Source organism: Arthrobacter sp. PAMC25284 (assembly GCF_019443425.1).
In the GTDB taxonomy this organism is placed as follows: domain Bacteria; phylum Actinomycetota; class Actinomycetes; order Actinomycetales; family Micrococcaceae; genus Arthrobacter; species Arthrobacter oryzae_A.
The window spans coordinates 3152350-3171351 of the sequence record NZ_CP080382.1 but is presented as its reverse complement, the minus strand read 5'-3'; the positions used below and the strand labels follow the sequence as shown (position 1 = coordinate 3171351).

The window sequence follows — 19002 nt, the reverse complement described above, 5'->3', positions numbered from 1 at the left end:
GCCGTCGACGTCGGAACTGCCGGGAAAGAACAGCACCGGGCATGGAAGCGCCGATTGGTAGAATTGCGGCAAACCCCCCGGACTTGAGGAACAGATGACGTACCCGCACGATACCGACGGCCTCCCGCCCGCGCCCGCTACGAGGCGCCGGCGTAACGCCAAGAAACGCAAAGGCCGGATGGTACTGATTGTCGTCGCCGCCCTTGTTGCACTGGTTACGGTGGTCGCCGCAGGCTACCTGTTCAACCTTGGCCGCACGTTCGATTCCGGGACAACGAAGATCGAGCAGGCCTTCCCGGATGAATCCACGCGGCCCAAGAAGACGGATGGCGCAATGAACATCCTCGTGATGGGCAGCGACAGCCGGGGCGCCACCGGAGAGGACGCAGCCGACGGCCAGGCCACCAACCAGCGCGCCGACACGCTGATGCTGATGCATATTCCGGCGGACCGCAAGAACATTTACACCATGTCCCTGATGCGGGATCTGTGGGTCACCATTCCGGGCCACGGCGAGGCGAAGATCAATGCCGCACTCGCCCTGGGAGGGACGCCGCTGATGGTCCAGACGGTCGAGTCGATTTTCAACCAGCGCATCGACCACGTGGCCATGATCGACTTTGAAGGTTTCAAGGGCCTCACCGATGCCCTGGGCGGCGTGACTGTGGACGTCAAGGTGCCTTTCACGTCCAGCAGTCTGGACCGGCAGTTCACGGCAGGGAAAAACACCCTCAACGGGGAGGAAGCCCTGGTCTTCGTCCGGGAGCGGTACGCCTTTACCGATGGCGACTACCAGCGGGTCCGGAACCAGCAGGAGTTCCTCAAAGCCATCATGCAGAAGTCGGTCAATCGACAGACGCTTACCAACCCCGTCACGATCAACAATATGGTGAGCTCCCTTTCGCCGTTTATCAGTGTGGACGAGTCCTTGGACGCTGCCACCGTGGCCGGCCTGGCAGTGGAGTTGAAGGACGTGCGCCCGGCCAACACCGTAATGTTCACGCTGCCCACCAACGGCATTGGCACCTCCAGTGACGGGCAGTCAATTGTCCTGACTGACCCCGAGGCCATCCAGGGCATCTCCGACGCCCTGGCGGCCGGCAAGCTCGGAGATTATGTGGCGGCAAACGGTCTCACCAAGGGCAACTGAGTTGACTCCGGCGCCGCCGCTACCCCGGTAGCGAACGCGCGCGGTCAGCGGTGCCGCGGCTCGATAGATTGGGGCCATGACCCAGAATTCCGGACAGCCGCTGCCACAGCCCCCTGTCGCCAAGAAAGTCCGTACCGTCCGCACCCACCACGGAGACTCCTTCGAGGACAACTATGAGTGGCTGCGCGCGAAGGAATCCGCGGACGTGGTGGAGCACCTGAAGGCCGAAAACGACTACCAGGAAGCCGTTACCGCGCATCAGGAGCCGCTGCGCGAGGCGCTTTTCCAGGAAATCAAAGGCCGCACCCTGGAGACCGACCTCTCCGTGCCCAACCGCAAGGACGGGTGGTGGTACTACTCCCGTTCTGTCGAGGGCAAGGAATACGGCATTCACTGCCGGGTCCGCGCGCAGGACAGCGGGGACCGTGTCGCGGACTGGACTCCCCCGGCAGTGGAAGCCGGCGTCGAGATTGCCGGCGAAGAGATCCTGCTCGACGGCAACGTCGAGGCCGAGGGCCAGCCGTTCTTCGCCGTCGGCGGGGCCGCCACCACCATCGACGGGAACCTGTTCGCCTTCGCCGTGGATAACGCCGGAGACGAGCGCTTCACCCTGCGCATCAGGGACCTGAGGACCGGAGAGCTGCTTCCGGACGTGATCGAGAATGTCTTCTACGGGATCGCTTTTTCCCCCGACGGCACCCGCGTCTTCTATACCGTTGTGGACGACGCGTGGCGGCCCTACCAGGTCAAGGCCCACGTGCTGGGCACGCCGGTCTCTGACGATGAGGTGATTTACCAGGAGGACGACGTCGCCATGTGGCTCGGCTTCGACCTCTCGGCGGACCGGCGCCACCTCGTGCTGGGCATCGGCTGCTCCGAATTCAGCGAAACCCGGCTGCTGCGCTTCGATGCCCCCGGCGCCGGGCTCCAGACCGTGATCTCCCGGGACGAAGAGATCCTGTACGAGGCCGAGCCGTTCCTGCTGGACACAGGCGTCGGGACACCGCAGGAACGGATCCTGCTGACCCACAACAAGGATGCCATCAACTCGATGGTCTCGCTCCTGGATCCGGCGGAACTCGCGAAGCCGCTGGCGGAGCAGCACTGGGCCACCGTCGTCGCGCATTCCGATGACATCCGGGTCAACGGCGCCGGCGTCACCTCCACGCACCTCATCCTCTCCGTCCGCCAGGACACCATCGAACGGGTCCAGGTCATGCCCCTGGCCGGGCTCGGGACACCCGCACAGGGCCCGATCGTCGAGCCGGTATTCGAAGAAGAGCTCTACACGGCAGGCGTTGCGGGTTCTGACTACGAGGCTCCCGTGATCCGGATGGGCTATACCTCCTACTTCACACCGTCCCGGGTCTACGATTTCGTGCTGCCAACGGCGGACCAGCCTGCCGGGGTGCTGCTGCTGCGCAAGGAGAGCCCTGTGCTGGGCGGCTATGAACCGTCCGACTACGTTGCCACCCGGGAATGGGCTGTGGCCGTCGACGGAACCCGGATCCCGCTCTCGGTGCTGCGGCACGCCTCCGTCGCACAGGACTCGACGGCGGCAGGTCTGGTCTATGGCTACGGTTCCTACGAACTGAGCATGGACCCGGGCTTCGGCATCCCCCGGCTGTCGCTGCTGGACCGCGGAGTGGTTTTTGTGATCGCCCATATCCGCGGTGGCGGTGAGCTCGGCCGGCACTGGTACGACGACGGCAAGAAGCTGCAGAAGAAGAACACCTTCACGGACTTCCTCGCTGCCACCGACTGGCTGGCAGGTTCCGGCTGGGTCGACCCGGCCCGGATCGCCGCGATGGGCGGCTCCGCGGGGGGACTGCTGATGGGCGCCATCGCCAATCTCGCGCCGGAGAAGTACGCGGCCATCGTGGCGGCGGTCCCGTTCGTGGATGCACTGACCACCATCCTCGACCCCGAACTTCCGCTTTCCGCCCTGGAATGGGAGGAATGGGGCAACCCGATCACGGACGCGGACGTCTACGCGTACATGAAGTCATACACCCCCTACGAAAACGTCCGCGCCGTCGCCTACCCGAAGATCGCTGCCGTGACCTCGTTCAACGACACCCGGGTGCTCTACGTGGAGCCCGCCAAGTGGGTGCAGCGGCTCCGCGAACTGACCACCGGCAACGAACCGATTGTGATGAAGATCGAGATGGACGGCGGCCACGGCGGGGCATCGGGCCGGTACGTGCAATGGCGTGAACGCGCCTGGGATTACGCGTTCGTGGCGGACTCACTCGGCGCCACGGAACTGCTGCCGGGAGCCGGGCTGAAGTAGCCGAACACCCTCTCCTCGCGAATTAATGGTCATCATGCTTACTATTTACTGGCATGATTGGCACTGCGACGTGGAACCGGTCCGCTGGGGCCCGGGCGTCGAGGAACAGCAACAGGCACGTAGGTGCCGGAAATGGAGTTTGCTATGAGCGTTGAGCCCGGAATGACCCCATTGAGCGATGAGGAACTGCTGGCACAGGAAGGCACGGCCCTCCCGGACAAGGAAGTCGCCTCGGTCCTGGACCTGAACGCCGACCTGGACCTCGGCATCAACGCCGCTGCCCCGATTGATCTCGCCGTCGCGGCCAACGCGAACGTTGCCGCACCGATCGACGCCGCCGCCTCGGCCAACATCCTTTCCTTCGGTTCCGAGGCCCAGGCACTCTCGGACCAGGGCGTCATCATCAACCAGGGCATCACGGCCGACGCCACCGCGGAATCCACGCAGGACAGCACCCTCGACCAGGCCGCCAGCGCCCCGGCCGGAACCGCTGACACTGCCGGTACCGGCACAGCGGATGCAGGCTCGGTTGACGGTGCCGCGGGCACCACAGCCGGCGCCGGCACCGGCGGACTCCTGCCCGACGGCACCGCCCCGGACCTCGGCGCCCTGCCCACCGACGGCGGACTCACCGACGCTGCCGGCGCGGTCAACGGCAACCTGCTCAACGTCAACGTCGATCTCGCCGCGCAGGCCGACATCGCCGCCCCGATCAACGGAGCCGTGGCCGCCAACGCCAACGTCGCCGCCCCGATCGACGCCGCCGTCGCCGCCAACATCGGCTCGATCGACAGCAACGCGTTCGCCGTCTCCCAGCAGGACGCCATCATTAACCAGAACATCGAGGGCGAAGCTACGGCCACGGCCGACCAGCAGTCCGATCTGAAGCAGTAGCCAACCGATGAGCACCCCCCACGGCGGGCCGTCCTCCACGGACGGCCCGCTGGCCGCTGCCCCCGCCGCCGCATCCGGAAGCGCGCCGGCCCCCTCCGGCTTCGCCGTCGCCGGTACCATTCAGCCGCCGGACGTCCCCGTCCGCGCGGACGGCGTCCAGCTGCTCGGCGAAGCCAAGGGCTCGGGCTACCGCGAGGCGCCATCGCTCGTGCGGCGCGCCGACGGACAGACCCTGCAGCTCACCACGCTGCTGTACCTGATCCTCGACGCCATTGATGGCCAGCGCAGCCTGGAGGACATCGCCGAGCGGGCAAGCACCGGCTCGGGACGGCTCGTCAGCGCGGACAACGTGCGGACCCTGATCGACTCCCAACTGCTGCCGCTGGGCCTGTTGCAACTGGCGGACGGGTCCCAGCCCGAGGTCAAGAAAGCCAACCCGCTGCTGGGCATGCGCTTCCGGTATTCGGTGACGGACCCGGAACGCACCCGCAAGCTCACGGCACCCTTCGCCGTCCTCTTCAACCCGTTGATCGTCGTCGCTGTCACCGCGGCGTTCCTTGCCATCTGCTGGTGGGTGCTGATGGTCAAGGGCCTGGCCTCCGCCACGCACGAGGCGTTCGCCAACCCGGCGCTCGTCCTGCTGGTGGTGGCAGTCACCGTCCTGTCCGCAGGGTTCCACGAATTCGGCCACGCGGCAGCGGCCCGCCGCGGCGGTGCCACGCCCGGGGCCATGGGCGCGGGCCTCTACCTGATCTGGCCCGCGTTCTACACCGACGTCACCGATTCCTACCGTCTGGGCCGGGGCGGCCGGATCCGGACCGATCTCGGCGGACTGTACTTCAACGCCATAGTGGCTGTGGCGATCATGGGCATCTGGTGGGCCACCGGTTTCGACGCCCTGCTCCTGGTAGTGGTCACCCAGCTCATTCAGATGGTCCGTCAGCTGCTGCCCCTGGTGCGCTTTGACGGCTACCACATCCTCGCCGACGCGACCGGTGTCCCGGACCTCTTCCAGCGCATCAAACCGACCCTGCTGTCCCTGCTGCCGTGGCGCCCGGCCGACCCTGCGGCGCAGGTCCTGAAGCCTTGGGCCCGGACCGCGGTGACCGCCTGGGTGCTGGTGACCGTGCCGCTGCTCATTTTCAGCCTGGTCATGATGGTGCTCTCCCTGCCGCGGCTTCTGGGCACCGCCTGGTCGGGCACGCAAAAGCAGTACGCCCAGTTCAACGGCAGCCTCGCCAACGGCGACGTCCTCGACGCCGCCGTCCGGGTCCTGGCTATCATCGCGATCGCGCTTCCCGTCCTGGGCATCTTCTACATCCTGATCCGGCTCGGCCGGCAACTGCTCACCGCGCTCTGGCAGAAAACCCAGGGGAAGGCCGTCCAGCGCGGCACCGCCCTCGCCGCGGTGGCAGCCGTTGTGGCCGGTCTCGCCTGGGCCTGGTGGCCGGCGGCCGAAACCTACCGCCCGGTCCAGTCCTACGAACGCGGGACACTTTCCGACGCCACCACCGCGTTCTTCCCGTACTCCTCCGCGGGCCGGATCCAGGAGGGCCGGCCCGGACGGACGGTCGCCCTGTGGCCGGCCGGCGCCACGAAACCCACCCGCGACGATCCTCAGCTGAGCATGGTCCTGGTCCCGCGCGACGCCGGATCCGGCACCGCAGGCACCGCGGCGCCGTCGTGGGTATTCCCCTTCGATAAACCCGCCGCCGCCGAAGAGGGCGACAGCCAGGCCCTGGCCGTCAACACCACCGATGGCACCACCATCTACGACGTCGCGTTCGCCCTTGTCTGGGCCGATGACGGGCAGCCCGTGGACACCAAGAACGAGGCTTACGCCTACGCGAACTGCACCGACTGCGCCGCGGTGGCCGTCGGTTTCCAGGTGGTGCTGATCGTGGGCCAGACGAACGTGATCGTGCCGCAGAACCTCTCGACTGCGGCGAACTACGACTGCGTCCGCTGCCTGACCTACGCCCTGGCGAGCCAACTGGTCCTCACCCTGGACGGTCCGCTCGGCGCGGACAGCATGGGCAAGCTCAGCGCGCTGTGGCAGGAAATCGCGGACTACGGCCGGAACCTGCAAAACGTGCCGCTCTCCGAGATCCAGGGACGCCTGGCCGCGTTCCAGGACCAGATCAAGGAGATCATCAAGACCGATCCCAGCGCCACTCCCGTCAGCGGCACCGGCACGGCAACCAAGCCGGCGACGCAGCCCGCCACCAGCGGGAGCCCGACTCCGGGCGGCACGGCATCGCCCGGGGCTACCCAGCCCGCCCCCACAAGTGGAGGAACGGCGTCGAACAGTCCTGCCCCAGCCACAACGGCGACCCCGGCCCCGAGCCAGCCCGCTCCCACCACGCAACCGGCCGGGCCGACACCAACCCCCACGGGCACCGCCCCGGCCACGGGTTCGGCAACGGGCACCGCCCCGCCCGCGCCATAGAGGTGTCTCGGGTACCTGGACTGGCTCCATTTGCCTCAAATGGCCGGAATGAGGACGTCATTCCGGCCATTTTCGGCAAATCGTTGCCTTCGGATCCGTCTGCGCCGGTCCGGGCGTAAGCGCCGGGCGTTGAGTTCCCCCTCCCCCGGCGATAGATTCGGATGACTGGTCTTCACCAAGACATCGGGGCGAAACGTGCACGGTTCAACCAGGCGGAGCAAGCGCGAAGACAGCAGTGTGATCGATCTGGCCGATGCCGGGCCGGACCTGATCCCCCTGATTGGCGGCAAGGCCGCGGGGCTGGGCGGTCTGATCGCCGCAGGCCTGCCCGTGCCGCCCGGTTTTTGCATCACAACGGCGGCTTATCATCGGATCGCGGCGGCGGCCGAAGCCGCACAGCTGGCGGGCACCTCCGGCGGGGATCCCGGCGCCTTCGCGGACCGGACCCGTGAGAGTATTGCCGCCGTCCCCGTCCCGGAGGATCTCGCCACTGCCATCCGCTTCGCCTACGCCCGGTTGGGCGGCGGCGACGGACGGGACGTCCCGGTGGCCGTGCGGTCCTCCGCGACGGCCGAAGACCTGCCCGAGGCGAGCTTCGCCGGCCAGCAGGACACGTACCTCAACGTGACCGGCGCGGACGCCGTCCTCGATGCGGTCAGGCGCTGCTGGGCCTCGTTGTGGACACGCCGGGCCGTGGCCTACCGGCACGAGCACGGCGTCGAGCAGCAAACTGCGGGCATCGCCGTCATTGTCCAACGGATGGTGGAGGCGGATATTTCCGGTGTGCTCTTTACCGCCAACCCGCTCACCGGCCGGCGCAGGGAAGCCGTGATCGACGCCGCCCCGGGCCTGGGCGACGCTGTTGTCAGCGGTGCCATCAACCCGGACCATTTTGTGCTCGACACCGCCAGCGGCACCATCCTTGAGCGCACCGCGGGCACCGCGGGCACCGCGGGCACCGCGGGCACCGCAACAGACCCCGCGCCGGGCCGCAGCCTGTGCCTGACGGACGGCCAGCTCCGTGAACTGGCAGCGCTGGGCGAGCGGGCCGAACAGGCCCTCGGCCGGCCCCAGGACCTGGAATGGTCCATCGATGCGGACGGACAGGTCCTGGCCCTCCAGTCCCGCCCCATCACCACCCTCTACCCCGTCCCGGACGCGGCTCTGGGGGAAAACCTCAGCGGCGGCACCCGCTCCTACATGAACGGCAGCCTGATGCAGGGCTTGACCCGCCCCCTGACGCCGATGGGGTGCTCCGTCATGGAGTTCCTGACTGTCAGCTACCGGGCCGGCGTCGACCGCCCGGGTGATCCCGTCCCGTTCCGTTACCTCGTGGTCGGCATGCGGCTTTTTGTGGACGTCACCGAACTCCTGCGCGCCAAGCGCAGCCGCCGGATCATCCCCCGGCTCATGAAGCTCGCAGATGCCCGTTCCGTAGACGTTCTGGAATACCTCATGGCCGATCCGCGGTTCGCCGTGGCCCGCGGCAGGAGCGGTGGAAACCGGCTGTCCGCGCGGGTGGTCTTCAAGTCCCTGCCGCAACTCGCGGTCCTCCCGTATCTGCCGGCGGCCATGATCCGGCCGGACGCTGCCCTGGAACGGCTCAGGCGGGCGGAGGAAAAGTTCCGGCGGGCGCTGGTGCTGGAAGAACCCGCCAGCGCCACCAAGCGCCTGGACTTCGTGGAACGAGTCCTCGGCAAGGACATCCTTCCCGGCCTCATGATGCAGCTTCCACCGCCGGCTGCCGGCTACGCATGGCTCGGGATTGCGCGCTGGCTCCTGGACGGGCTGGCCAAACCGGGTGACCTGGAAGCCGTGCTGCGGGGTTTGCCCGGCAACGTCACCACCGAGATGGACCTGGAGCTCTGGCGGACCGCCACCCTGATCCGGGATGACCCCGACTCGGCACAGGAATTCGGGACCGGCACGCCGCCGGAACTGACCCGCCGCTACCTCGACGGTTCGCTGCCGGCCGCCGCGCAGCAGGGAATCGCGGCGTTTCTGGGCCGTTACGGCCACCGCGCCGTGGCGGAAATCGACCTCGGCGTACCGCGCTGGGCTGAGGACCCGAGCCACATCCTCAACGTCCTGGCCAACTACCTGCGCGTGACGGATCCCAAAAAGACTCCGGACCGGCAGTTTGCCCGCGCAGAAGCCACCGCCGAGGAGCGGGTCAAGGAGCTCTCCGCCCGGGCCCGCACCAAGGGCACGCTCCGCGGCCGGCTGGTTGCCCACGGACTGCGCCAGGCCCGGCAGACCGCCGGCCTGCGTGAATCACCGAAGTTCGCGCTGATCATGTGCTTTGCCGAAGTCCGGCGCCAACTCGCAATGGTCGGCAAGGACCTCGCCGCCGCGGGCCGGATCAGCGAACCCGATGACGTGTTTTTCCTCGACCTGGCCGAGGCCCGGGTGGCGCTGCGCGGCGCGGACCTGCGCGAGGCCGTGGCCGAGCGCCGGCACACCTACGCCCTCGAAATGCGCCGCCGTCACATCCCCCGGATGCTGCTCTCGGACGGCACCGACGTTGAGGCGGCGCTGGCAGCCCGGACACCGGCGGACGATACCCTGCCGCCCGGAACGCTCAGGGGCGCCCCCGCCTCGGCCGGGACCGTCACGGGAAAGGCGCGGGTCATCCTTGACCCTCAGGGCGCGCATCTGGAACCGGGCGAAATCCTGGTGGCTCCGTCCACCGACCCCGGCTGGACCCCGCTGTTCCTCACCGCGGGCGCCATGGTGATGGAAATGGGCGGCCCCATCTCACACGGCGCCGTGGTGGCGCGCGAATATGGCATCCCCGCCGTCGTCGGCGTCCCGAATGCCACCACGCGCATCAGGACCGGCGACGTCATCACGGTGGACGGCGCCGCCGGAACGGTCAGGCTCGGCGGCTGAGCGCTAGCGTCCGGAGTTTACGACGGCGGCCGTCGCCTCCGCGATCGCCCGCTCCTCGTCCGTCGGCACTACGAGCACGGGGATAGCCGAACGGGGTGTGGAAATCACCCGGGGATCCCTGGACCGCTCAAGGTTCAGGACGGAGTCGAGCTCCACACCGAGGGCCCCGAGCCGGTCCGCCACGAGCGCCCGGAACTGGTGCGAATTCTCGCCGATACCGGCCGTGAAGACGAGGGCCTTCGCGCCGCCGACCGCCACGTGGTAGCCGCCGATGTACTTGGCCAGGCGGTAGGAGGCGACCGCGAGGGCCATCGCGGCCTTGGCGTCACCGGCTTCCGCCGCTTCCACCACCGACCGCATGTCGTTGTTCCCGGCGAGGCCTTTGAGCCCGGACTGGCGGTTGAGCATTGTGTCGAGGTCTTCAGGGGACCAGCCGGCCCGGGCCAGGAAGACAAGGATGGACGGGTCCAGGTCGCCGGAGCGTGTGCCCATAACAAGACCTTCGAGCGGGGTGAAGCCCATGGAGGTGTCGATGGACTGTCCGGCGCGGATGGCGGTGACGGAGGCGCCGTTGCCGAGGTGGGCGATCACGGCGTCGAACTCTTCCACCGGGACGTCCAGCAGCGCCGCTGCCTGACGGGAGACGTAGTCGTGCGAGGTGCCGTGGAAGCCGTAGCGGCGGATGCCGTGGTTGGTGTAGAGCTCGTCCGGGACGGCGTAGCGCCAGGCGTGCTCGGGCAAGGTGCGGTGGAATGCGGTATCGAAGACCGCCACCTGCGGCAGCTCGGGCCATTTTTGCGCAATGGCGCGCAGGCCCAGGACGGCGGCGGGGTTATGCAGCGGCGCGAGCGGGTTGAGGCGTTCGATGGCGCGGGTGATCTCGCTGTCCACCAGCACCGGCTCAGCGAAGCGTTCCCCGCCGTGCACCACGCGGTGACCCACAGCATGAAACACCTGCCCGCCGAGGGCCTCGTGAATGGCCGCATCCACCAGTTCGAGCGCCTCGGCGTGATCGCGGGGGCCCTCGATTTCGCCGTCACCACCGCCTCCGTTGCCCATCCCGATCTTCTCGATCAGGCCTTCGGCGAGTACGCTGCCCGCCTCGACATCACGGACCTGGTACTTGAGCGAGGACGAGCCGGAGTTGATAACGAGGACGAGCAACGGGGCCTCCTAGGCCTTGGCTTCTGCGCTGACCCCTGGGGGCGCGCCGGGACAGTCAACACGGCGGCGCCTGGCGGAGCGCCCCGTGGGACCCACTATAAATTGCCGGACGGGCGAGGGCGCCACTCCGTTGCGTAAGCCGCGGCAGGCGCTTAGAGTCGGCGGAGCAACTGGACCACTCACGAAGGGACTTCCATGACTGACGACGCGACACAGCCAGACAGCACGCACCCCGAGGGCAACGGACCGGCCAGCACCGAGCCGGCCAGCACGGACAGCGGTTCCGGCAAGCAGGATCCCACCGGCGTCGAGGGCGCGAACCCGGCGCTGGACGACACCGGGGCCCTCAAGGCCGCCGAGACCGGAGAAGCCCCCGAGCCTCCCGAGAACCTCGAGGACCTGGACCTCACGCCGTCGGGCCTGGCCAATGAGCCCGCCAGCCAGAAAGATCCCGACAGCACGGCATATCCGGAAAACACTGACTAGGATCCCGCTGACGAGGCATGGCCCGCCGCGGGGGCCGGCTCGGCGGCGGGCTCCGCGGACTGAGCCTGGATGGCGGTGATGGCCACCGTGTTAACGATGTCCTCCACGGTACAGCCGCGGGACAGGTCATTGACCGGCTTGCGCAGGCCCTGCAGGACGGGCCCGACGGCGACCGCACCGGAGGACTGCTGCACCGCCTTGTAGGTGTTGTTGCCGGTGTTCAGGTCCGGGAAAATGAACACGGTCGCCTGCCCTGCGACGGAGGAGCCGGGCATCTTGGATGCTGCGATCGATGCGTCCACGGCGGCGTCGTACTGGATGGGACCTTCGACGGCGAGCTCCGGGCGGCGTTCCCGCACGAGTTCGGTCGCCTGCCGGACCGCGTCCACGGCTCCGCCGGAGCCGGAGCCGCCGGTGGAGTAGGAGAGCATCGCAATGCGTGGCTGCACCCCGAACTGGGCTGCCGTTTCCGCCGACGCGACCGCGATGTCCGCGAGCTGCTCCACGTTGGGCTCGGGGTTGACGGCGCAGTCACCGTAAACCAGCACCCGGTCCGGCATGAGCATCAGGAACACGGACGAGACGATCTTGACCCCTTCCCGGGTCTTGACGAATTCCAGCGCGGGCCGGATGGTGTGGGCCGTCGTGTGGGCGGCCCCGGAGACCATGCCGTCCAGCACTCCCAGCTGGACCATCATGGTGCCGAAATAGCTCTCGTCCTGCATCACTTCGAGGGCCTTGGCCAGGTCCACGCCCTTGTGGGCCCGCAGTTCGGCGTACTTCTGCGCGAATTCCCGGCGCAGGGGCGACGTTGCCGGATCCACGATGTTGATGCCGGCGAGGTCGATGCCCTGCGTGGCCGCGAGTTCCCGGACCTCGGCTTCGCGGCCCAGGACGGTGAGCTCGCAGACATCGCGGCGGTGCAGGATCTCCGCGGCGCGCAGGATCCGGATGTCGGTACCCTCGGGCAGGACAATGTGCCGGCGCTGCGAGCGCGCCCGTTCGATCAGCTCATGCAGGAAGCGCAGCGGCGTGGTCCGTTCCAGCCGCGGCAGGTGCAGCCGCTCGACGAGCTCGGCCTCGTCCACCCGCCGGGACCACAGGCCCAGGGCCGAAGCCACCTTGCGGCGGTGCCCGGACCAGATCTCACTGCGGACTTCGGAGACCCGCCGGGCCGTGACGTAGGTGTCGTCGGCGGTGGCGAAGACCGGGAACGGGGCCTGGGCCAGCAGCGAGTAGATGTTTGGCTCGGGCGCCAGGCCTCCGGTGAGGATGAGGGCCGCGGGAACCGGCGACTCGGGTGAGAAGGAGGAGGCGAGGCAGGCGACCAGCACGTCGGCCCCGGTCGCCGGGAGCGATCACGAGGGCACCGTCGTCGAGCACATGCAGGAAGTTGGCAACGGACATGGCCGCGACCTTGATGGAGCGCACATCGCGTTCCAGGTCGGACCGGCCGGCGACCTGCCCGACGCCGAGGGCCGCCGCGACCTCGCCCGTCGTGGGCCGCGCAATCTCATCCAGCTCCGGAAAGACGTAAACGGGCCGGCCGGAGGCGCCCGGGCGGACGGCCGCGGCGATCGCCTCCAGGTCCGCCGGGTCGGCGCGGTTGACCATCATGGCCAGGAGGGTGCACCGGGCGGCCACGAGTTCTTTGCGGGCCACCTCGACGGCATCCGCGGTTTCGAGTGCGGTGCGGCCGCGGGCACCGACGACGGCGACCACCGGTGCTGCGAGGTTGTTGGCGAGGCGGGCGTTGAGGTCGAACTCGACGGCGGCGTCCTGGCCGGTCAGGTCCGTGCCCTCGACGATCACGACGTCGCAGTGCCGTGCCATTTCGGCGAAGATCTCGACGCAGCGTGAGTCGATTTCCTCGCGTTTTCCTTCGGCCAGGAGCCCGCGGACCTCCGCGAAGGTCAGCCCGCCGCGGCAGCGGTCGCCGTCGAGGTCGAAACGGGCCTTCATCAGGGCAACCATGGGATCCGCGTCCGCGTCGGGGCCGTTCACCACCGGCTTGAAGAAGCCGATCCGGTCCGCATGCCGGTGCAGCGTGTCCGCCAGGCCCAATGCTATGAGCGACTTGCCGGAACCCGGTGTGGTCGCACTGACGTAAATACCTTTGGCCATGATCCGCCCTCTGCTCGCTGTCTGTCCCAGCATACTGACCCCTCTTGACAGCAAGCGCCCCGATGGGATTACCTAATGAACATTCGGTATATAAAGCTGGAGGCAATGACGCATGGCTGAACTGACGATTTCCGGGGACACGCACCCGATCCTGAAGGATGACCATGCCTCCGAATGGATGGGCATCCAGGTGCTCTCACTGGGCGACGGCCGGGCCACCATCCGGATGACGCTCCGGCAGGAAATGCTGAACGGCTTCGGCATGGCCCACGGCGGCATGGTGTTCGCCTTCGGGGATACGGCCTTCGCCCTCGCCTGCAACCCGGCAATCCCAGGTTCTGCCCCCGGCCCTGACGCCGCCGGCACCATCACGGTGGCCGCCGGCGTCGACATCAACTTCCTCAAACCGGCCTACCGCGGCCAGGTCCTGACCGCCGTCGCGAACCGCCGTGCCAGTGCCGGCCGCAGCGGCCTGTACGACATCCAGATCTACGCCGCTGCCCCCGGCGCCGACACCGCGCCGGCCGCATCCCTTGCCGGCATCTCTTCCGCAGCCACCGCTGCGGACATCCCTCCAGGGGAACTCATCGCCGAGTTCCGCGGCCGCAGCCGAACCATCGCCAAGAAATAGAAACAGGGAACCTGTAATGACCCACAAAACCATCGCCGCCGCCGACGACGCCGTCCTGGACCGCGAGGAGACCATGTCCCGCGACGAGCTCGAGGCGCTTCAGCTCAGCCGGCTCCAGCACACGCTCGCCTACGCCTACGACCGCGTCCCGCTGTACAAGCGCAAGTTCGACGAGGCCGGGGTGCACCCGACGGACCTCCGCGAGCTCTCCGATCTGGCCAAGTTCCCGTTCACGACAAAGGAGGACCTCCGCCTGGAGTACCCCTTCGGCATGTTCGCTGTCCCGCAGCACGAGGTGGCCCGTATCCACGCAAGTTCGGGCACCACGGGACGGGCAACTGTCGTCGGGTACACAAAGAATGACCTCGCCAACTGGGCCACCCTCGTGGCCCGTTCGCTGCGGGCCTCCGGCGTGCGCCCCGGCATGAAGGTCCACAACGCCTACGGCTATGGCCTGTTCACCGGCGGCCTGGGTGCCCATTCCGGTGCCGAAACCCTCGGCTGCACGGTCATCCCCATCTCCGGCGGCCAGACCGAACGCCAGATCACGCTCATCCAGGACTTCAAGCCGGACGCCATCCTGGCCACGCCGACATACCTTTTGACCATCGCGGACGCCATGGTCAAGCAGGGCATCGACCCGGCCTCCACGTCCCTGCGATATGCCGTCCTCGGCGCGGAACCCTGGACCGAGGAAATGCGGCACGAACTCGAAACGGTCATGAACATCAAGGCCTGCGACATCTACGGGCTGTCCGAGGTCATGGGGCCCGGTGTCGCGGGCGAGGCCGTGGAAACGCAGGACGGCAGCCACATCTGGGAGGACCATTTCCGCCCGGAGATCATCGACGCCTTTGACCCGTCCATCGTCCTGGGCGACGGCGAACACGGCGAATTGGTCTTCACCTCCCTCACCAAGGAGGCCCTGCCGATCATCCGGTACCGCACCAAGGACCTGACCCGGCTGCTGCCCGGCACCGCCAGGCCGGCCCACCGCCGGATGGGCCGGATCACCGGCCGCAGCGATGACATGATCATCCTGCGCGGCGTGAACCTGTTTCCCTCCCAAATCGAGGAAATCGCCCTGCGCATCCCGGAACTGAGCCCGCACTTCCAGCTCGAGCTCACCCGGCCCGAGGGCCAGCGGATGGACCAACTCACGATCAGGATCGAACGCCGCGAGGCCGTCACGCTTGAGGGCGGCGCGGCGGCGGCCCGCCTCCTCAGCGAACAGATCAAGATCCATGTCGGCTCCTCGTGCGCCATCGATGTTGTGGAACCCGGCACGCTGGCGCGGTCCAACGGCAAACTGCGCCGGATCTACGACCTGCGGCCCAAGGCCTGAGCCCTTTCGTGAGAAACTAGCGAGTATGCCCACCCCAGCACCAACCACCAAGCGCGGCAGGCCCGGCTATGACCAGCAGTCAGTCCTGCTGATCGCCGTCGACGTCTTCAATAAGCACGGCTACGACGCCACCTCCATGGGCATCCTCGCCGAGAATCTGGGCATCTCCAAGTCAGCGATCTACCATCACGTCCCGTCAAAGGGCGATCTGCTCAAGCTGGCCCTGGACCATGCCCTGGGCGGACTTGAAGCCATCCTGGACCAGCCGGAGGCCACAAGCGGCTCGGCCGAGGCCCGGCTGGAGTTCGTGGTCCGACAGACCATCGCGGTGCTCGTGGAGCGCCTGCCGTTCGTTACCCTGCTCCTGCGGCTGCGCGGCAACACGGAGATCGAACGGGACGCGCTGGAACGCCGCCGCACCTTCGACCACAAGGTGGCAGCCCTGATCTCCGCTGCCCGCGACGAAGGGTCGCTGCGGCAGGACATCGACCCGCGCACTGTCACGCGGCTGCTCTTCGGCACCATCAACTCGATTGTCGAGTGGTACAAGCCCGGCGGCTCACTGTCCCCCGGGAAGCTCGCCGACGACGTCGTTGCCATGGCCTTCCACGGCCTCCGCGTCTCCCCCTGACGACGCTTCCGCACATCCTGCAGGCTTCCCACCGGCCCTTCCCCACGTGTTGCGGTTTTTCTGCCGGCGCTTCCGCACCTCCTGCAGGGTTCCATCGCATAAAAAATGACGGCAATCCCGGCGTTCGGGACTGCCGTCATGTGGTGTTTGGCGCTGGCGGGCTGGTTATTTCAGGACATAGCCCGAGACGTCAGCGATGACCTGGGCCGAGCCGCTGGACGTATTTTCCACAGTGACTTTCCCGTCGTCGCCCACCGGCAGGTACGCCAGGTTGGGCGCGGTGGTGCGCGTCCACCCGTAGCTGACGTTGGGGGTGGCCGGCTTCGTCGCGCCCGATGCGAACCCGGTCAGGAACCCGTCCGCGCCGGTTTCTGTGGCCGTCAGGTTAACCCAGATGCCTGCCACATTCGCGGGGACCCCGTGGACTCCGGCCACCTGGAAGGACACTGTTCCGTTGCCGGCCACCGGCCCGGAAGACAACCGGGTATCGAGGAACCGGGTCGGGGCCAGCGCCTCAAACGCGCCGTTGTCCTCCGCAGTGCCGGCGAGGAAGTATCCCGAGATGTCCGCGATCAGCTGGACCGATCCGGTTGAGGAGTTCGTGAGCGTCACTTTTCCGTCCGCACCCACGGGCACCACGGCAAGGTTGGGTACGGTTTCGTCCTGGGCGTAGTTCAGGTTCGAGGCGTTGGGCTTATCGGAGCCGGCCGGATACGCTGTCACGAATCCAAACTTGGACGGCTCGGTCACTGTCAGGTTCATCACGACGGCCTTGGCGTCCGCCGGGACGCCGCCCGCGCCACCGGCCTGGAAGGAGACCGATTGTCCCGGGCCTACTTTGGCCGACGTGCGCGTGTCGAGGAATCGCGCTGGCGCCATGGACTTGAAGGCCCCGGGCGACGCCGGTTCGCCACCCTGATAGTAGCCCTGGATATCGGCAATCAGGCTCACTGAGCCCTGTCCCGAGGTGTTCGACAACGTGACCTTCCCGCCGGTGCCGACGGGAACCACGGCGAGGTTTGAGATTGTCTGTCCCGCCGCGTAATTCAGGTTCGAGGCATTCGGCTTGGCTGAGCCGGCCGCGTGCGCGGTCACAAAACCGAAGGAAATGTCCGCGGACTCCGACGCCGGGCCAGTCACGGTGAGGTTCAGAACGACCGCCGTCGCATCCGCGGGCACGCCGTTCACTCCCGCCACCTGGAAGGTCACCGATCGTCCCGGTCCAACATCCCCCGAGGACGTCCTGGTATCAAGGAGCCTCGTTGGCGGAATCGTCACTGCCATGCCCGGCACCGGGGCATCTTGCTTGGCTGCCGCCATCAGGCCGGAGGGCGTACCCGCCCCGGTAACGGTGCCCGACGCGTGTGCTGCCGATACTCCCGGAAGCATCAGCGCCAGCATGACGCCCACCACGGACATGCCTCCCGAAACTCTTGAATGTGCGAACACCAGAACCCCCATTGGTCAAAACCAGCATTTTTGGTTATGCATTTTGGCCGCGAGAACCCGTAGCCTGCCCCATGTTATCTAATCGATGGACTAAATAGGGCGGGACTCCCGGCAGGTCGGGACGCATCACTGTCTCGAGCATCCGTGCGCATGCACGTTACGATGGCGCATGGCCACCAAATACTCCGCACCACTGATGGACGCCTTTCCTGAGCTCCGGTACGAGGCGACGGCGAAACGGGTTCGGGCCAGCCGCGCGGGAACACCCGTCGTCGATACCGTCGCTGCCCTGCTGGTCTGGGAACCACGGCGCATCACACCCGTATTCGCGGTGCCGGAAGCAGATCTGCTCGTGGCGCTGGCGCTGGCGCCAGCAGCGGGCGGACCAGCCGTCCCCGAGCGCTCCTTTGCCTGGGGTCAGCACGGGTCTGCCGGCCTCGATCCGCGGACCGGGTTCCGCCGGCACACCACCGCCGGTGAGGAGTTCGACGTGCTGGCCGGCGGCGGACTGCCCGGCGCGGCCTTCCGCCCCTCCGATCCGGATCTGGCCGGCTATGTTCTGCTGGATTTCGCGGCCTTTGACTGGCTCGAGGATGACGAAGGCATCGTCGGTCACCCCCGGGACCCCTTCCACCGGGTGGACATCCGTGCGGCGTCCCGCCACATCACCGTCGCCCTCGACGGCGTGCTGCTCGCGGACACGGTCCGTCCGCAGCTCGTTTACGAAACCATGCTCCCGGTGCGGTATTACATTCTCCCGGCCGACGTCCGCCTTGAGCATTTTGAGCCAAGCCCGCACACCACTTTTTGCCCGTACAAAGGCAAGGCCAGCTACTGGAGCTTCCTTGGCTCGGACGCCGGACGGAACATCGCCTGGATGTACGACAACAGGTTCCCGGATTCGACACAGCTGCACGGGCTCGTCGCCTTCTTCGACGAAAAACTCGACGTCACTGTGGACGGCGTCCCGTTGGAACGGGCAGCGACACCTTGGTCCTGACACCCCGGAGGGCGCTCCGCGGGAGCGGAACGTCCTCCGGTGCGTGGCGGTTCAACCGGCCGTGGCTGGTGCGCTGAAGCTTCAGAGCTGGTAGTCGACTGCCTGCCTGATGTTCTCGTGGATGCAGAGGATGTTGTGCTCCGTGTCCATGAACCAGGCGCACTTCTCCGAATCCGTTGTACAGATATGATTCTCCGTCTTGAGGTCCGGCATGTCGTAGTCCTGGAACGTCACGCCATTGGATTCCATCTCCCTGACGGTGCGTTCGATCTCGCTGACTTCGAAACTCAGGGTGGTGTGGTCGGAGTGTTTGCCATCCTTAACGGGCATCAGCTGCAGCATGGGGCCGCCGTCGGTGCCGAACAATTCGCTGCCGTCATCCGCCACGCCGCGATGCGGGAGGCCAAGGGTTTCCGCGTAGAAACGCCTGGCACGTTCCCTGTCATCAACGGGCAGAACGGTGGTGGCTTTATTCAATACAAGAGTCATGTGTT

The 19002-nt window shown here is 67.3% G+C and carries 13 protein-coding genes and 1 pseudogene; 10 read left to right on the top strand and 4 right to left on the bottom strand.

Annotation, left to right across the window (positions count from 1 at the left end):
• Nucleotides 1–94 precede the first annotated feature (94 nt).
• The 5 genes from KY499_RS14660 (at nt 95) to KY499_RS14640 (ending at nt 9678) form a co-directional block, all read left to right on the top strand.
• The gene (locus KY499_RS14660; RefSeq protein ID WP_123254632.1) at nt 95–1150 is read left to right on the top strand and encodes an LCP family protein; all 1056 of its coding nucleotides are present in this window, start codon (nt 95–97) and stop codon (nt 1148–1150) included.
• Between the two features lie 76 nt (nt 1151–1226).
• The gene (locus KY499_RS14655) at nt 1227–3443 is read left to right on the top strand and encodes a S9 family peptidase (RefSeq protein WP_219885699.1); all 2217 of its coding nucleotides are present in this window, start codon (nt 1227–1229) and stop codon (nt 3441–3443) included.
• 144 nt (nt 3444–3587) lie between these two features.
• Nucleotides 3588–4337 (top strand): peptidoglycan-binding protein, encoded by a 750-nt coding sequence (locus tag KY499_RS14650; RefSeq protein ID WP_258190807.1) that lies wholly within the window; start codon nt 3588–3590, stop codon nt 4335–4337.
• A gap of 7 nt (nt 4338–4344) precedes the next feature.
• Nucleotides 4345–6786: a hypothetical protein gene (locus KY499_RS14645; RefSeq protein ID WP_219885698.1), complete on the top strand. Its 2442-nt coding sequence runs from the start codon at nt 4345–4347 to the stop codon at nt 6784–6786.
• Nucleotides 6787–6981: 195 nt separating this feature from the next.
• Nucleotides 6982–9678 carry a PEP/pyruvate-binding domain-containing protein gene (locus KY499_RS14640; RefSeq protein WP_258190806.1) on the top strand — a complete coding sequence of 899 codons (2697 nt, stop codon included), beginning with the start codon at nt 6982–6984 and terminating at the stop codon, nt 9676–9678.
• Between the two features lie 3 nt (nt 9679–9681).
• Here the strand turns inward: KY499_RS14640 and KY499_RS14635 are convergent, their stop codons facing one another.
• Nucleotides 9682–10842 (bottom strand): acetate kinase, encoded by a 1161-nt coding sequence (locus tag KY499_RS14635; RefSeq protein ID WP_123254635.1) that lies wholly within the window; start codon nt 10840–10842, stop codon nt 9682–9684.
• Between the two features lie 195 nt (nt 10843–11037).
• Between KY499_RS14635 and KY499_RS14630 the strand changes: the two genes are divergently transcribed.
• The gene (locus KY499_RS14630; protein WP_123254636.1) at nt 11038–11328 is read left to right on the top strand and encodes a hypothetical protein; all 291 of its coding nucleotides are present in this window, start codon (nt 11038–11040) and stop codon (nt 11326–11328) included.
• Here the strand turns inward: KY499_RS14630 and pta are convergent.
• Nucleotides 11325–13452 (bottom strand): annotated as a pseudogene (pta, locus tag KY499_RS14625) (phosphate acetyltransferase). The gene KY499_RS14630 and the pseudogene pta sit on opposite strands and share 4 nt — an antisense overlap.
• 112 nt (nt 13453–13564) lie before the next feature.
• Here pta and KY499_RS14620 point away from each other — a divergent pair.
• The 3 genes from KY499_RS14620 to KY499_RS14610 are packed head-to-tail and all read left to right on the top strand — an operon-like array spanning nt 13565 to nt 16059.
• The gene (locus KY499_RS14620; RefSeq protein WP_219885697.1) at nt 13565–14083 is read left to right on the top strand and encodes a hotdog fold thioesterase; all 519 of its coding nucleotides are present in this window, start codon (nt 13565–13567) and stop codon (nt 14081–14083) included.
• A gap of 16 nt (nt 14084–14099) precedes the next feature.
• Nucleotides 14100–15428: a phenylacetate--CoA ligase PaaK gene (gene paaK, locus KY499_RS14615; RefSeq protein ID WP_219885696.1), complete on the top strand. Its 1329-nt coding sequence runs from the start codon at nt 14100–14102 to the stop codon at nt 15426–15428.
• Nucleotides 15429–15453: 25 nt separating this feature from the next.
• Nucleotides 15454–16059 (top strand): TetR/AcrR family transcriptional regulator, encoded by a 606-nt coding sequence (locus tag KY499_RS14610; RefSeq protein ID WP_123254640.1) that lies wholly within the window; start codon nt 15454–15456, stop codon nt 16057–16059.
• A 165-nt stretch (nt 16060–16224) separates the two neighbouring features.
• Here KY499_RS14610 and KY499_RS14605 read toward each other — a convergent pair whose 3' ends face one another.
• A complete protein-coding gene (locus KY499_RS14605) occupies nt 16225–17478 on the bottom strand; it encodes a hypothetical protein (RefSeq protein ID WP_219885695.1) in 1254 nt (417 codons plus the stop codon).
• Between the two features lie 199 nt (nt 17479–17677).
• Here KY499_RS14605 and KY499_RS14600 point away from each other — a divergent pair, with 199 nt between their 5' ends.
• Nucleotides 17678–18508: a DUF427 domain-containing protein gene (locus KY499_RS14600; protein WP_219885694.1), complete on the top strand. Its 831-nt coding sequence runs from the start codon at nt 17678–17680 to the stop codon at nt 18506–18508.
• 81 nt (nt 18509–18589) lie between these two features.
• On the opposite strand, the gene KY499_RS14595 is transcribed toward KY499_RS14600, so the two are convergent.
• Nucleotides 18590–18997 (bottom strand): VOC family protein, encoded by a 408-nt coding sequence (locus tag KY499_RS14595; RefSeq protein ID WP_123254643.1) that lies wholly within the window; start codon nt 18995–18997, stop codon nt 18590–18592.
• Nucleotides 18998–19002 lie beyond the last annotated feature (5 nt).